The 15,534-nt window shown below is 35.8% G+C and carries 11 protein-coding genes; 6 read left to right on the top strand and 5 right to left on the bottom strand.

Annotated elements, in window-relative coordinates:
* Positions 1-2: 2 nt before the first annotated feature.
* Complete coding sequence (locus CDH50_RS09375; RefSeq protein ID WP_100611900.1) at positions 3-383, top strand: cupin domain-containing protein; 381 nt, start codon at positions 3-5, stop codon at positions 381-383.
* Positions 384-479: 96 nt separating this feature from the next.
* Here the strand turns inward: CDH50_RS09375 and CDH50_RS09380 are convergent, their stop codons facing one another.
* Both CDH50_RS09380 and CDH50_RS09385 read right to left on the bottom strand, forming a co-directional pair.
* Positions 480-2,441 carry a sialate O-acetylesterase gene (locus tag CDH50_RS09380; RefSeq protein ID WP_100611902.1) on the bottom strand — a complete coding sequence of 654 codons (1,962 nt, stop codon included), beginning with the start codon at positions 2,439-2,441 and terminating at the stop codon, positions 480-482.
* A 100-nt stretch (positions 2,442-2,541) separates the two neighbouring features.
* A complete protein-coding gene (locus tag CDH50_RS09385) occupies positions 2,542-3,543 on the bottom strand; it encodes a 2-hydroxyacid dehydrogenase (protein ID WP_100611904.1) in 1,002 nt (333 codons plus the stop codon).
* Between the two features lie 546 nt (positions 3,544-4,089).
* Here CDH50_RS09385 and CDH50_RS09390 point away from each other — a divergent pair.
* The 3 genes from CDH50_RS09390 (at position 4,090) to CDH50_RS09400 (ending at position 7,633) form a co-directional block, all read left to right on the top strand.
* The gene (locus tag CDH50_RS09390) at positions 4,090-5,211 is read left to right on the top strand and encodes a bile acid:sodium symporter family protein (RefSeq protein ID WP_100611906.1); all 1,122 of its coding nucleotides are present in this window, start codon (positions 4,090-4,092) and stop codon (positions 5,209-5,211) included.
* A gap of 60 nt (positions 5,212-5,271) precedes the next feature.
* The gene (locus CDH50_RS09395; protein ID WP_198513477.1) at positions 5,272-6,243 is read left to right on the top strand and encodes an RraA family protein; all 972 of its coding nucleotides are present in this window, start codon (positions 5,272-5,274) and stop codon (positions 6,241-6,243) included.
* Positions 6,244-6,334: 91 nt separating this feature from the next.
* On the top strand, positions 6,335-7,633 hold the full coding sequence (locus tag CDH50_RS09400; RefSeq protein WP_100611910.1) for a mandelate racemase/muconate lactonizing enzyme family protein: 1,299 nt from the start codon (positions 6,335-6,337) through the stop codon (positions 7,631-7,633).
* A gap of 86 nt (positions 7,634-7,719) precedes the next feature.
* Here the strand turns inward: CDH50_RS09400 and CDH50_RS09405 are convergent, their stop codons facing one another.
* Positions 7,720-8,319 (bottom strand): 3-keto-disaccharide hydrolase, encoded by a 600-nt coding sequence (locus CDH50_RS09405; protein WP_100611912.1) that lies wholly within the window; start codon positions 8,317-8,319, stop codon positions 7,720-7,722.
* A gap of 279 nt (positions 8,320-8,598) precedes the next feature.
* Between CDH50_RS09405 and CDH50_RS09410 the strand changes: the two genes are divergently transcribed.
* Both CDH50_RS09410 and CDH50_RS09415 read left to right on the top strand, forming a co-directional pair.
* A complete protein-coding gene (locus CDH50_RS09410) occupies positions 8,599-10,536 on the top strand; it encodes an SMP-30/gluconolactonase/LRE family protein (protein WP_100612178.1) in 1,938 nt (645 codons plus the stop codon).
* A 38-nt stretch (positions 10,537-10,574) separates the two neighbouring features.
* Entirely contained in the window at positions 10,575-11,567 is a 993-nt protein-coding gene (locus CDH50_RS09415) for an SMP-30/gluconolactonase/LRE family protein (protein ID WP_100611914.1), read from the top strand.
* Positions 11,568-11,689: 122 nt separating this feature from the next.
* Here CDH50_RS09415 and CDH50_RS09420 read toward each other — a convergent pair whose 3' ends face one another.
* On the bottom strand, positions 11,690-13,963 hold the full coding sequence (locus CDH50_RS09420; RefSeq protein WP_100611915.1) for an outer membrane protein assembly factor BamB family protein: 2,274 nt from the start codon (positions 13,961-13,963) through the stop codon (positions 11,690-11,692).
* Positions 13,964-14,114: 151 nt separating this feature from the next.
* Positions 14,115-15,530, bottom strand: coding sequence for a sialate O-acetylesterase (locus CDH50_RS09425; RefSeq protein WP_100611917.1), 1,416 nt, complete (start codon positions 15,528-15,530; stop codon positions 14,115-14,117).
* Positions 15,531-15,534 lie beyond the last annotated feature (4 nt).

Raw genomic sequence — 15,534 nt, forward strand, 5'->3', positions numbered from 1 at the left:
AAATGACAATTATACATGAAAATGACGTAGAAGAAGTAAGCCATCCGGGCAGATTTATGCGTTGGTTGGCCAACGAAGATTCTTTAAAGGCTAAGAATTTATCGGTTTGCGTGATCAGGGTGTTGCCTGGTGAAACTGTACGACCAGCACATTCGCACCCCAATAGTGAAGAACTGATTTATATTATTAACGGTTCAGGAAAAGTGATGATTGAAAATGAAGTGGGCGATGTTAAAACTGGTTCAGCAATACTTTTTGAACAAGGCAAAATCCATATGTTGAAAAATACAGGAGATACAGAAATGAAAGTTATTTGCTTCTTTGCTCCAGCAACCAATATAGATAATTATAAAACTTTTGACGATATTACTTTTCCTGAATAAAACTAATTGAATATGATATTTAGTTATCATTTCAATACAAAACAAAAACCACAGATTTTATGCTGTGGTTTTTTCATTTTAAGAACTATTTGATTTTTATTTAATTTCAATCTCAAAAGGAGACGCTGGTAAACCTTCTATATTATAAAGATTCGGGTTATCTGGATTATCTGCCCATGCATAGCGAACGTATTTTGGTTCTGTAATGGCATCACTCCAAACCACTACCTTATCTCCTTTAATTTTAGCGTTTGCCCAAACAAATTTTTTGTCTTCACCTGCCATGGCAAATTCACTTAATGCTTCACCATCATAACTGGTCAATCCGCTACCAATATGATTGAATGAAATAATAACCTTATTATCGTCAACTTGCGAATCTTTAACTATGGGGCCTGAATACACTAGTTCTACACCATAAGCCAGTTTTAGTCCAGCCAAAGCCATACGTTCGCCAACATCTTTTTTATTATCCGGGTGAATATCGTTCCATTCGCCCAAATCAATGTTTACGGTCATGGCCGTATTTGGTATGGATAGTGCTTTTAATTGTGAAAATCTAAGTTCTGCCCAATTGCTTTCGGAAGGGACATAAGACACATCCATGAAATTAGGGAGCTGCGCATAAATAACAGGAATATCTGGACGGTTAAATACTTCTCTCCAACCATTAATCAAGCTGTACATATAGCTTTCATAAACTTTGGATTGACCTGTATTGCTTTCCCCTTGATACCATAAAATACCTTTCATAGGGAATTGTTTGTAAGGCGCAATCATGGCATTGTATAAAGAGGAAGGCTCGTTTTGCGGATTGATTCTTCTAGGTCTTGGTGTATCAGTATTATTTCGTCTAAAAGCTGAAAAATCCATTGGAGGAAACACATCACCAACTTTATATTCCCAATAGCCTTTTAAATCGACCGTATCTTTATCAGTAAAGATGTAATAGGGTTTATCTGGCACAAAACCACCTTTTCCACTATTGTTGGTTACCCTAACCACAAAAGTGTTTTTGCCTGCTTTTAATAAGTCAGCGGGAACTTTATATCTTCGTTGTGGATACTGGTATGTTTTTTCACCAACTTTTACACCGTTTATGTATAGTTCGTCTGCATCGACAATTCTACCTAAAAAGACTCTAGCTTCTTTGCCTTCCATAGATTTTGGTAGTTCAATCTCTCTGCGGTACCAAACAACACCATTTAAATCTTTGATGCCTTGATCTTCCCAATATCCTGGAATGTTGATGGTTCTCCAATTCTTCGGAGTAAAGTTAACATCATACCAAGGCAATTCGCCAATTAAACCTTTATCTGTTGGTTTTGATGGTGTTCTATTGTTGGACGCCCCGTTTCCCATTTGGCTATTAACAAAAGCGGTATCTTTATTTTCTTCAATGATTTTTAAAATATCTGGAAAATTCTTGAAACCCTCTTTTGGGGTCCAAGCTTCTATGGGAGTACCACCAACGCTGGCATTTATTAAACCAATCGGAATACGGTATTTTTCGTAAATCTTTTTAGCAAAAAAATAGGCTACAGCAGAAAAAGGTCTGATTTCTTCCCCGACAGCTTTTAGCCATTCGCCACCTTCTAAATCGTCTTGAGGCCCAGAAATACTGGTTCTGGTCGGGATTTTAAAATGACGAATTTTAGGATTGTTGGCATTTTTTATTTCATCGGCATAAGTAACATCATGAATATCCAACTCATGAACCATGTTAGATTGCCCAGTGCAAAGCCATACATCACCAATTAAAATATCTTTAACTTCAAGTGTATTGTTACCAGTAATAGTCATTGTGAAAGGGCCACCAGCTTTCATTTTTGGTAAAGTCAGCGTCCAAGTACCTTCAGCGGAAGCTTTCGTGCTGTATTTTTTTCCTTGGAAAGAAATGGTTACTTTTTCGCCAGGTGATGCCCATCCCCAAACGGGAATTTTAGTATCGCGTTGTAATACAACACCATCGCTTATAAGCTTAGGAAGTTTTACATCGGCGAAACAAGTAGAAATTGAAATTAATATAACAATGGCTAGTGTGAAAATGCGATTCATTATTGATTTGATTGATTATTGATAAAATTTTGAATCTGCAATTTATAAAATAGAATTTTTGGAATGTATTTTATGGGTTTAAAAAAAAGTTAAAACAGTATTATTTGGTCATTCTATCAACTTTTAGGACTTCAGGATTTACAATATGAGGAATAGTTCTGTTCTTATAATATTCAATAATATTCATGGCGGCTAATCGAGCCATCTCATTTCTAGCCTCTATGGTTGCAGAGCCTATATGAGGTAAAACGGATACGTTTTCCATTTGTAATAAAGGATTGTTAGGAAGCATGGGTTCTGGATTTGTCACATCCAATCCGGCTCCCCAAATGGTTCTGTTATTTAACGCATCAATTAAATCCAATTCATTATGAACCATTCCTCGAGATGTGTTGATGAATATAGATGTCTGTTTCATTTTGCTAAAAGCGTCTTTGTTAAAAATGCCTTCCGTTTTAGCGTTTAAAGAACAGTGTACCGAGATAACATCGCTTTGTGATAGTAAGGTGTTGAAATCAACATAAGTGGCATCAATCTCTTTTTCAGCATTTAAATTTGGACTGGAATTATTGTATATAATGTCCATGTTGTAAGCGCCTTTACAGCGTTTGGCCATTTCAATACCAATTCTGCCCAAACCAAAAATACCTAAAGTTTTATTTTTGAGTTCCATGCCTAAATTAGCTTTTGGTCTAAAATAACTCCACTCGCCTTCGATGATTTGCTTGTGCATGAAAAACATTTTTCTTGATGTCGCAATCATCAGTCCAAAAGCGATGTCTGCCGTTGCATCGCTCATAGCATTAGGTGCGTAACCAATGGGGATTCCTAGTCTGGTGGCTTCAGGAATATCAATATTATCATATCCTGCAGCAAACTGGGAAATGATGTCAAGGTGAGAACAGGCGTTTAAAAATCGCGTGTCTATACTATCGGAACCTGCACAAAATAAGGCATCGTGTAGTTTAACGTTTTCAATTAATTCATCTTGGGTCATTGGCCTGTCTTCGTTCCAAGTTGTGACGTTAAATCCGTTATATCTTAATAAATTAACTCCAATCTCTGGGAAAAGTTTAGAAACAAATATTTTTTTAGTGTTCATGTGGATTATAAGCTGATGTTTTAATGTCAGAGAATCTTAAACAGAATATTTAATACTTCGCTTTGCTTGTTGGGCTTATAAATATAGCAAACTAATTTATTCTTTTAATATATTTAGCACAAGTGGCATTTTAAAATTTAAGATTTGTTTCTTAATGTTTCTGATTATAAGGGGTTTGAAATTTGCGAAAAATTATTCTGTGTTGCTAATGAGTTTTTTAGGGCAGAATTCAATTTTTAGGTTTATGTTTTTAAGTTATGTAGAAACTTACTCAAACGATTTCGTTGTGTAAAATTTGAAATGCAAATTATTTCTTAAAATAAGAGTTTAATTTTTTTTTAAAAGGAAATAATTTGTATGTTCGAAAAATTAAAAGGAAAAATTAAGAATTAGCAAATAAATGGCACAAAAATTACAATAAATACTTACATAACTAATAGTTTTTATTCATTTCTTATTCTTTAATTATCCCTTAAGATTTTAATCGCTAGCAATCAATTATTGGTTGCCAGTTTTTTTTAACCAACTAAACCAAATTAATTAATAATGTCTTCTACACCTAAAGATTATTACAAGTATTTTTACATTGCAGCCTTAGTTTTTTTAATAGCCTACTTATATATTGTAGTTGATTCTCACAGCCCTTCTGCTGGTTGGGCACTACTGCTTTTTTTTACTAGTCTAGCGATTGCTTTTAATGGAAGTAAATTACTTAGCGGATTATCTTTTACCATGTTTATCTTTGGTACAGTGGGACTGTCTTTGTACCATCCTGAATATTTTACCCAATGGGGTGATTTTAATTTAAAAGCTTTAATAATACCACTTATACAGATCATCATGTTCGGTATGGGAACTTCTATGAGCATAAAGGATTTTGCTGCTGTAATTAAAACTCCTAAAGGTGTTGTTATTGGGGTTGTTAGTCAGTTTATGATTATGCCCATAATAGGGTTAACATTGGCAAATTTATCAGGATTAGAACCTGAAATTGCAGCGGGTATTATTTTGATAGGTTGTTCTCCAAGTGGACTTGCATCTAATGTTATGTGCTATTTGGCGAAAGCAAATTTGGCTCTTTCCTTAACAGTAACTTCCATTACAACATTGTTAGCTCCATTTATTACACCTGTTTTAATGAAATTATTGGCAGGGTCGCTTATAGAAATTGATGTGTATGGAATGATGTGGGAAATTTTTAAAATGATTATCATCCCAATTGGTGCTGGATTAATATTCAATAAATTATTAAGCGGAAAATCACAATGGCTAGATAAAGCTATGCCAATAGTTTCTATGGTTGGTATTGCATTAATCCTTACTATTATAACAGCTGCAGGTAGAGATAGCTTATTGGCTATAGGCCCTATTTTAATTGTTGTTGTACTAGTGCATAACATAAGTGGATATACTTTAGGTTATTGGTCAGCCAGATTGTTTAAAATGCCGGAAAGTGATTGTAGAACGGTTGCATTAGAGGTAGGAATGCAAAATGCAGGTCTTGCATCAGGTATTGCAGCGCAATTAGGTAAACTAGCAACCATAGGATTAGCACCTGCAGTATTTGGTCCAATAATGAATATTACGGGTTCTGCACTAGCTAGTTGGTGGCATAATCGTCAGCCAGATGGAGAACAACCTGAAGAAGTTGAATTTAAAAGACATTAAATAAACTAAACCATCATAACTAAATTAAGTATAATCAAAAATTTCTAAAATATGTTAAAATTGAAATTTCTATTACCTGCAATAATCATTGCATTTGGCTTTCAAGTTAAAGCTCAAAACGTACAAATAAGTAAAGAAGAGCTTATTACATTAACGCCTGAATGGAAAGGAGAACGTTTTCCAGACGGAAGACCTAGAGTGTCCGATGATATCATCAAAAGAATGAAATTAGTAACTGTAGAAGAAGCTTGGGCTATTATTAATGGTGCTGGATATAGGTATCAAATAGCTGATGGTTGGGGACAAATAATTAATCCTGATAGTGTATTGGTGGGCCGTGCTTTTACTACGACTTTCATGCCTGGGCGACCAGATGTGTGGAAAGCCATTGATTCCATTGGAAAAAAAGAAGGAAGATTGTCTCAAAACGTTTGGGCAGTTGAGCAGTTGCAAAAAGGGGATGTGTATGTTGCCGATCAATTTGGAGCAAAAAAGAATGGTCCAACAATTGGAGACAGAGTAGGTACTGCCATTTATACAAAAACGGGTAATGGGATTGTGTATGATGGTGCGTTAAGAGATGTGGAAGGCATGAAGGAATTTGGTAGTTTTACTTCTTTTTTCAGTAGTTATGATCCTTCATTCCATAATCCAGGAGGTGGACAAAACAGAGACTTAACAACCATGATTGTTGGTATTAATAGACCAACTCGCATACGTACTGTAACGGTAATGCCTGGTGATGTTGTGTTAGGTAAAATGGGAGTTGTTGTTTTCATTCCTCCTCATTTAGCGGAACGCGTTGTAAAAAGTTCAGAGCTTGTTCGTTTAGAAGATATGTTTGGAATACTTCGCATACGTGAAGGAAAATATACAGCTGGACAAATTGATGCCAGATGGGCAGATAACATCCAAAAAGACTTTACCCAGTGGCTTAAAGACAATGTTAAAAAACTACCTGTAGGTGAAGAACAAGTTAAGGAAATTATTAAAGATAGAGAAAGTAGAACTCAGCAAACTAATAGTTTTTAATTATAAAAGCTGGCAAAAATATTAAAGAACTTGATAAGTATAGTTCTCAATAAAAACTAATCAAATTACTAATAAACAAACAATTAAAATTATGAAACAATCATTTTCGAGACGTTCGTTTTTGACTAAGGGAGCGATAGCTGGAGCGGGTGTAATCGGAGCCACTGCTTTTTCAGAGACTTTCGGTAAAACTTATACAAATAAGATTGACGATCAACCTAAACTTTCTGCACCATCTGCAATAAAAATTACGGATGTTCAATACGGAATCATCGGAGGTAGCTTATTTGTGAAAATTAATAGCGACCAAGGGATATATGGTTGTGGTGAAGGTGTTGATGCTATTAGAGGATCTGAAAATTTAGTTGACAGTTTTGGACGTAGATTAAGAGGTCAGAGTCCATTTAATGTTCATAAAATATTTGAAGACATAAGAAGAGGAGGTCACTTTGGTGGTGGTCAGTCAGGTATGTATGTAGCTGTACTTTCTGCTATTGAAACGGCACTATGGGATTTATCAGGTAAAGCATTAGATTTGCCTGTTTATCAATTACTTGGAGGTAAATTTAGAGATAAAGTAAGAGTATATTGCGATACGGCGTTGTATCGTGTAAGATTCCCAACCCCTGAAGATTTTGCTAAAGCAGCAACGGATGCTATCAAAAATTGGGGATTCAATGCTTTAAAATTCGATCTTGATTATGCTCAAGATCCTGATAAATATGACCGTTACAACTGGACAGCTAGCCCAGGTGAAATATCAAGAATGTACAATCAATTAGCAGCGGTGCGTAAAGCTGTAGGACCAAAAGTAGACTTGTGTGTGGATATGCACGGACGTTACGATCATGTAACTGCGCAAGCTATTGCTAGTAAAGTGGGAGATTTAAACTTAACATGGTTAGAAGAACCAATTCCAGCAGAAAACTTTGATGCATTTAAAGCTCTAACACAAGAAACTAGTGTTCCAATTTCTGCAGGTGAAAACGTATATCTTGGTCATGGTTTCAAACAATTACTTGATAACGGTGTAGATATCATCATGCCGGATTTACAAAAATGTGGTGGACTAGGAGAAGGTCAGCGTATTGCTAACTTAGCTAATTTATACTATGTACCATTCTCTCCTCACATGGTGGCATCATTCTTAGGAGCTATGGCTTGTGCTCACGTTTGTGCGTCTGTTCCTAACTTCCATTTAATGGAATGGCAATCATATTTCCATACTGATGAAATGTACAAAAAGATTGTAATTTATGATGAAGGCGACTGGGTAAAAGACAGTTTTGTTACAGTATCTAACAAGCCAGGAATTGGTGTTGATCTTAACATTGAAGCCATGAGAGAATACAAACGCGGTAATGCGCCATTCTTTGAAAAAACTAACTAATAATTAACGTTCAACTATAATTATTATTTAACAAAAAACCACTTCATTTTGAAGTGGTTTTTTAATTTATAACCTTTTAATTTTTATTATTTTAAAGGTGTTATTTTAATGTTTTTAAATTGAATCTTCCCATCAGTTTGATTATTTCCTAATGCTTGTAATGCAATAAAACCATCAGATAGTTTATCGTCGGTAGCCTCACCAGTTAATATACCATTAGTCCAAACTTGAAAATGATTGCCGTCTACTTTAATCTTAAGTGTATTCCATTTATTAACAGTTTCAACAGCGACTAATTGTGGGCCGATAGGCACAATAGAACCTGTTCTATTCGCTTGTGTTGCATTGTTATCAGAAATATTTACTTCGTAACATTTTTCTGTATTGAAAACTTTTTCTCCACAATGGATATAAACACCAGAATTTATAACAGCATCAGGATTAAATTCCAATTCTAAAATATAATTATCATATTTTTCATTTGTAACGACAAAACTGTTTCCCCTAGTAATGCTTCCAGAAAGGATGCCATCTGAAAACTCCCAAGTAGCATTTCCGTTTTTTTCCCAATTAGAAGCATTTTCTAGAAATAAAGCTTGGGAATTTTTACAAGAACTGTTTAAAATTAGCATGGTTGGAATAAGAAGATGTAGTTTCGTTTGTTTAATAGAATTAATAAAGTTCATTTTTAGTTTTTTTAATTTAGTTATAGTGTTAATAAAAGGATGTTATTTCATTAGAAAAATAAAATCAACAAGCCTGTTTTCAAAAAAACTAATATAGGTATTTTTTATATATATGCCTAAGATGAATTTATGGTTTTAACATGTTGTATAATAGATTTATTTCTACAATTACTTAAATATTTAAATGTGTTTATTTTTTTAAATCTTAACTTTTTTGAAAGCAAGATTTATCTTAAAATAGTTATTTTTATAGCTTTAATTAAACTAAAAACTAAACTAATGGATTTGAAATTATCTAAAAGAATATTTAGCAGTGTTTTATTAACTGTTACAGTTTTTGCTTTCATTCAGTGTAAACAATCAAATACACCAGAATGGCAAGGTATAAACCAAGAACTAATCAGTCAGCATAATCTTTCTGTTAGAGAACTTACCGATTTACCAAACAATGATATTGAATCTAACCTTGAAGCGGGTAAAGTAAAGAATCTTAATAATGTTGATAGTCTAGAACTTTCTACAGGTGTCCATGCAAAAATTTTCTGGGGCACTGGCAATATGGTAAGTGTTGTTGAAATGGCAGCAAATACCGAAATTCCAGAAACTGTTCTACCTTCAGATTGCTTTATTTTTGTTCAAAAAGGAACAGTTAATGTATTAATTAACGGAAAGCCTGAAACACTTGTTAACATTCAAAGAGAGGAACCAGACGGAAGCCATAGCGGTACACCAAAAACAGAATTTGTTTATTTACAAAAAGGTACTAAAATCAGCATTATTGCTGGGGGATCTGAAGCTAAAATACTGGAAGTTGCTAGTCCGTTACGATTGGATTATCTTCAAAAATTAGGTATTGAAAACCTTCCAAATGAGATACTGGATGTTAGAACCTACCAAGAACCTAATGTTGACCCTAATAATGTTTACGATTTATATAATTTTCAACTAACAAAATTAGCTGATGGTGCACATTCTAGACTGATTTCCGGAAGAAATACACAGTTAAGTTTTATTTCTATGGATCCAGGTTCTACATTTCCACACCATATTCATCCAGAAGAACAAATGATGTTTGTAATGCGCGGTGAATGTGATGAAATCATTCTTGATGGCAAAGCACACATGGGAGAAAATGATGTTGTTCGCTTACCAGGTAATATGGTTCATGGTGCTTATATTAGCGAACTTGGGTGTGATGCCTTGGATATTTTTTGGCCAGCCAGAGCAGATTATTCTGAAAAGGAAAAAGCGGTTTTAACTGCTTATCATACCATAATTCCTAAAGATTCAAAACCTGAATTATTGGTTGATGGCACAAAAACACAACCATCTTTAACGTTTAGTGAAGGACCTAAATGGATGAATGGTAAAGTGTATTTTTCGAATATGTATTTTGACCAAAGTTGGAATGCCGATCCAAAAAAGAGTTCCATTGTAGAATTATCTCCAGACGGAAGCTACAAAAACATCACCGAAGGCAAAATGCAAGCCAATGGTTTATATCCTTATAAAAATGGCAATCTGATTGTTTGTGATATGATTGGACATCGTGTTGTGGAAATGACAACTAGTGGACAAGTAGTTAAGGTTTTGGTTGATAAATATGATGGAAAACCAATTGACGGTCCTAACGATGTGATTACAGATTCCAAAGGTGGTTTCTATTTTACCGACCCTCAATTTACTATGGAACCAGAAAAAAATCAGCCTGGTCGTGCGGTGTATTATGTGTCTGCTGAAGGTAAAATAACCAGAATTACTGAGCCAAACGAGTTTGCCATGCCTAATGGTATTTTATTGTCACCTGACGGAAAAACACTCTATATAAATAATTGCTATGATAATGAATCATGGTATCCTGTAAACAGTGAGAAGGATAATTTTATTTGGGCTTATGATGTGAAAGACGATGGAACAATAACTAACGGGCGACAATTTGCTCAGCTATTTTTAACAGGAAACGTACTTGATAGAAAAGGAAAATCCTCTAGTGCCGATGGTATGGCGATTGATAAAATGGGCAATATTTACGTTGGTACTTATTATGGCGTTCAAATCTTCAATAATAAAGGTGAATATATAGGAATGATAAATTTACCATCATTTCCAGTAAGTCTTTGTTTTGGTGACGAAGACATGAAAACCTTATATATTGTAAGTTACAGTAAGGTTTTTAAAATTAAAACCAATATGGAAGGTTACGTAAATTATTTATAGAAACATCAATTTTACTAAACATAATAAAGAATAATTAAATGAAAAAACAAATAAAATTAGGTTGGAGTCTTATTGTTCTCATTACAACGTCTTATGGATTTGCTCAAGAGCAAGGAACGATAGAATTTATTTCAAATGAACTATCAAGCGTTATAAATAAAGACGCCAAAGTTGAAAAAATCGTTGATGGCTGCCAATTCACGGAAGGGCCATTATGGATTGAAAAAGAAAAGATGTTGTTGTTTTCTGATGTTCCTGCAAATACGATTTATAAATGGACAGAAGCTAAAGGTAAAGAAGTGTATTTAAAACCATCTGGTTATACAGCAAGCGAATCAAGAGGTGGATTTATGGGTTCTAACGGATTGTATCTTTCAAAAAAGGGAGAATTGCTAATTGCTCAACATGGTGACCGCAGAGTAGCTAGAATGGATGCACCGCTTAATGCGCCACAAACAAAGTATGTAACAGTTGCTGGGGAATATGATGGCAAAAAATTAAATAGTCCAAATGATTTGGTAATATCTGATAAAGGCGATTTGTATTTTACAGATCCTATGTATGGTTTTGAAGGCGGTATGAACGACCCAAAAAAGCAAATCTCTTTCCAAGGTGTTTATAAAATGGATAAACAAGGAAAAGTAACGCTTCAAGATGATGCCATTCCACAACCAAACGGACTTGCTATTTTCCCTGATAAAAAAACCATGATTGTTGCTAGTACCGATGGTGCTGATAAAGGATGGTTTCTATATGATATTGATAAAGATGGAAACTTAAAAAACAAACGTGTATTTTACAATGTTGCTCAAGAAAAAGGCATGGGAGGTTGCGACGGATTGAAAATTGATAAATCAGGTAATGTATATGCTACGGGACCAGACGGTGTTTGGATATTCAATAAAAACGCAAAACTTATTGGTAGAATTAAATTTAGTAGATTAAGTGTTGCCAATCTTGCTTTTTCTCCAGATGAAAAAACAATGTACATTACAGCTACAAATAATGTATTCAGATTAAAAATGAAATAAAAGAACTCTGAGTAAATAAAAAGATGCCACGCAAAACACGTGGCATTTTTTTATAAAAAAACTTTAGTTAGATTGCTGTTGATATATTTAGGTGTAAACTATCTTTTTGGAATTTATTTTCCTTACTTTTTAGGAAGCGCATAAACCACATATCCTTTCGGAATGTCCTCTTCTTTTAGTGTATCATACTTTAAACGTCCAGTTGAGCAAATTACAAGGTATTGCTGCCCATTAGATTCATACATGGCAGGAATTCCCTGAGGATTTGTTCGTCCTACTTCTTTTTTCCAAAGAATATTGCCATTATCAGCATCATAAGCATAAACCCTACCATCCCCGGCTGTGGCAAATACGAGCCCCGTTGCCGTAACAACCATTCCTTTTCGTAAGGATCCGTTGGCTGTTCCCGTATTTTCTTCATTATCAATATCATCATCATCACCTAGGGGCACTTTCCATTTGATTTCGCCCTTATTTAAATCATAAGCGACAATCCATGACCACGCGGGTGTTAAAATATCGTTAGCTGCTTCACCATAGTTATTGGATTCTATATAAATTGCTTTAGGACCCATGTAATCCTTGGGGTACCCAACTTCTTTTCGTGGTGGGTAATCAGGAACTTTTACTCCCCCCGAAGCTACTACAGGCCCCGATGGCTCGGGTACCTGCTCTTGTTGGCTGTTATTACCTCTTGTTCTGGCTAAGGATGCAAGGTAGGTGTATAGATTGCTCAAGGTTTCACTATCTAGGTGTGGCATGGCGGGCATTCGACCCTTACCATTGGTCACTGTCAATTTGAAGGCATCCAATCCGCCACTTCTATCCATAGTGAGCAAACTAGTTCCTAATCCCTCCAAACCATTTTTATCAGCGCCATGGCAAACCAAACAAGTTTGTTTATATGAAGCCTCTGCTTTTGCTATTAGATCACCAGACAGTTCCGAGTTGTTCTTTATCGGTTCCCTAATTTTTAAGCGATATATAGATGCAGATTCTTTAGTTTGAACATAAACAATGCCTTTTTTGGGATTTGCCGCCGTATTGCCATAATTGGCACCACCCGTAGAGCCTGGAATGGCAATGGTTTCATATTTGTCGGAGAGTGGCTGGAACAATCCTACTTTCGCTTTACTAATTCTTTCAATCATTTCTTCACGTTTTTCGTTGCTCCAATAAGGATTCAGATCATCAGCAGTTACTACTTGGCGGTTGAAAGGTGGTATGACAGTAGGAAAGGGTTGGGTTGGCGATGATTTTTCATTAGGCATGTCACTTTGCGGAACGGGTCTTTCCTCAATAGGCCAAAGTGGTTTGCCGGTTACCCGATCAAACACGTACAAAAATCCTGTTTTGGCAGCAACGGCCACAGCATCTACCTTTTTGCCCTCGTGCTGAACGGTAATCAACTGAGGTGCAGCTGTCAAGTCATAATCCCAAATATCATGATGTACAGTTTGGAAATGCCATAGTCTTTTACCCGTACGTGCATCAAGGGCGATGATGCAATTTCCAAATAAATTATCGCCTTGCCGATCTGCACCATCAAAATCATAAGTTGGAGAACCTGTTGGGAAATAGGCAATGCCACGTTCCGCATCTACAGAGATTTCACCCCAAGTATTGGTAGCGCCAACGTATTTGTAAGCATCTTTTGGCCAAGTTTCGTAGCCATATTCGCCTGGGAGTGGGATGGTATGAAAAATCCATGCCATTTTTCCAGTGATGACACTATAAGCACGAAGATGGCCAGGCCCAACAAATGGATTTTCTCCTGGAGCTGAACCAACCAGAATCAGGTCTTCAAATATATGACCGGGAATAACTGGCATCATACGACCCAGTGTTTCAGGATCCCGATCTACTCCAAGGCGCATATCGGTATATCCGGGACCGGTATCACCAAAGTCCATGATGGACTTTCCGGTAATGGCATCAATGGCCTGCATGGTATTGTTAAGAAAAATAATCAGTCGTTTTTGGCTCTTATCCTCGCTTTGCCAGAAATTGATGCCGCGGGTAATGATTCCTTTGAGATTCTCATGAATCCAAATTTCTTTGCCAGTACTAGCATCAACTGCAATAATCGAGTTGTTTCGACCCATTACGTACATCACGTTATCTACGATAATAGGGTTGAAATTATAATTGGAATTATCATAGGTGGGCACTATAAATGCTACGTCTAGTTCATTGACATTTTTCTTGGTAATCTGGGTGAATTCCACAAATTTTGAATGATCGGGACCTCCGCCATAGTCTTTCCATTCAATGTGTTGTTGCGTCGCTAAAGGTTCTGACTGCTTAACATTGCAACTGACTAAAAGAAGAATGAAACCAGAATAAATGAAAAATGAAGGAGATAACCTTCCTGAAAGAGTGCTTGAGTGTGGCATGGGTAATTGTTAGTTTAGCATCGTTGTAATTAGTTTTTTAGAGAAAATAGAAAACGTCCAATATTCTCAAAGTATTTAAATACGCCAGAGCTTTCATCAAAAAAATGCCTTACTTCATATAATAGCTCAAGCGTTTCTTTGTATATTGAGTCTAATCAACTTCCCAAGTATCCGTTCTAAATGGAACAATAGGAAATCCTTCTTTACTCAACACATTAGACATTCCTGTGTTGCTAAATGAAAATCTAACTGCTACAGGTTCTTTAATATTTTTATTTGAAACAACTATTCTACCTTTTTCTAGTTTCACATCTGCAGGTAAAAATTTCTTATCGCTTCCGGCTATCATAAATTCCGTGGGCTTGCCACCATCTTTGGTGATAAAACCGTTCGGTGAATCACTGAAATATAGGTTAACTTTTCCTTTATTGATTTCCATCTTTTTCAATATGGGGCTCTTATAAACAGGAATGTTTTTTCCATAAGTTTCAGCAAGTGCCAATAGGGCTAAACGTTCTCCTACGTCCTTTTTATTTTGAGGGTGTAGGTTGGTGACATCATCTACGAGGTCGGTAATTACCACCATGCCAGTTTTAGGATATGAAAGTGATTTTGATTGTGCTTCTTGAAGCAAAGCCCCTTCATACAAAGAAGTCTCGTATTTCCATGGTGCAATCTGTACGTAGTAGAATGGAAAATCATTTTGGAAGGCCTCACGCCAAGATCCAATCAAGCCATTTAACATTTTTTCATAGGCATAGGCTCTTGGTGTATTGCTTTCCCCTTGGTACCAAAGTGCACCTTTAATGGTATAATTTGAAATAGGATAAATCATGGCATTGAAGAGATAGCCGGGTTGATGTGGTCTATGCGTTTTCACTACAATTTCACTGGCGGCTTTTTTCATGATAGGATCTGAATCTATGACAGATGCGGGTTCCCAGAGTTCTATAGGCGTTCCAGACCATGCGGATTGAATCAAACCGATAGGCACATTCAATTCTTCGTGTATTTTTTTTCCAAAGAAGTAACCAGCAGCACTAAAACGTTTTAAGGTTTCTTCATCGCATGATACCCAATCGCCATCGGCGTGGTCTTGAGGATATTCAGAGGCTTTTTTATCTACTGTAAAGAATCGGATATTATTATTCGCACTGGTTGGTAAAATATTTTTTATTTGTTGGTTATTGCTCATTTCCATATTGGACTGCCCAGAAAGCAACCATACTTCTCCTATCATGATATTTTCTAGTACAATACTCGGTGTTGGTCTAAACCTGTTCATACCTTTTAAGGTGATGGTATATGGACCTCCAGCTGAAGGCGTTTTAATTTTCGCTTTCCATTTTCCAATGTTGGAGGCTTGCACCGTATCGACTTCTTCTTTCCAAGAAGAAATAATAACAAAACGTTCGCTGGCACCCGACCAACCCCAAAGTGTCGCTTCTGAGTTTTGTTGCAATACCATATTATCACTTATAATGGAGGGTAGTCTAATCTGCGCATCTGTTCTATATGGAAATAAAACGTTTGCTATAAATAAGCTAATTAATAAAAGTTTTTTCATTTGT

It is taken from the genome of Confluentibacter lentus, assembly GCF_002806995.1.
Taxonomy (GTDB): Bacteria; Bacteroidota; Bacteroidia; order Flavobacteriales; family Flavobacteriaceae; genus Confluentibacter; species Confluentibacter lentus.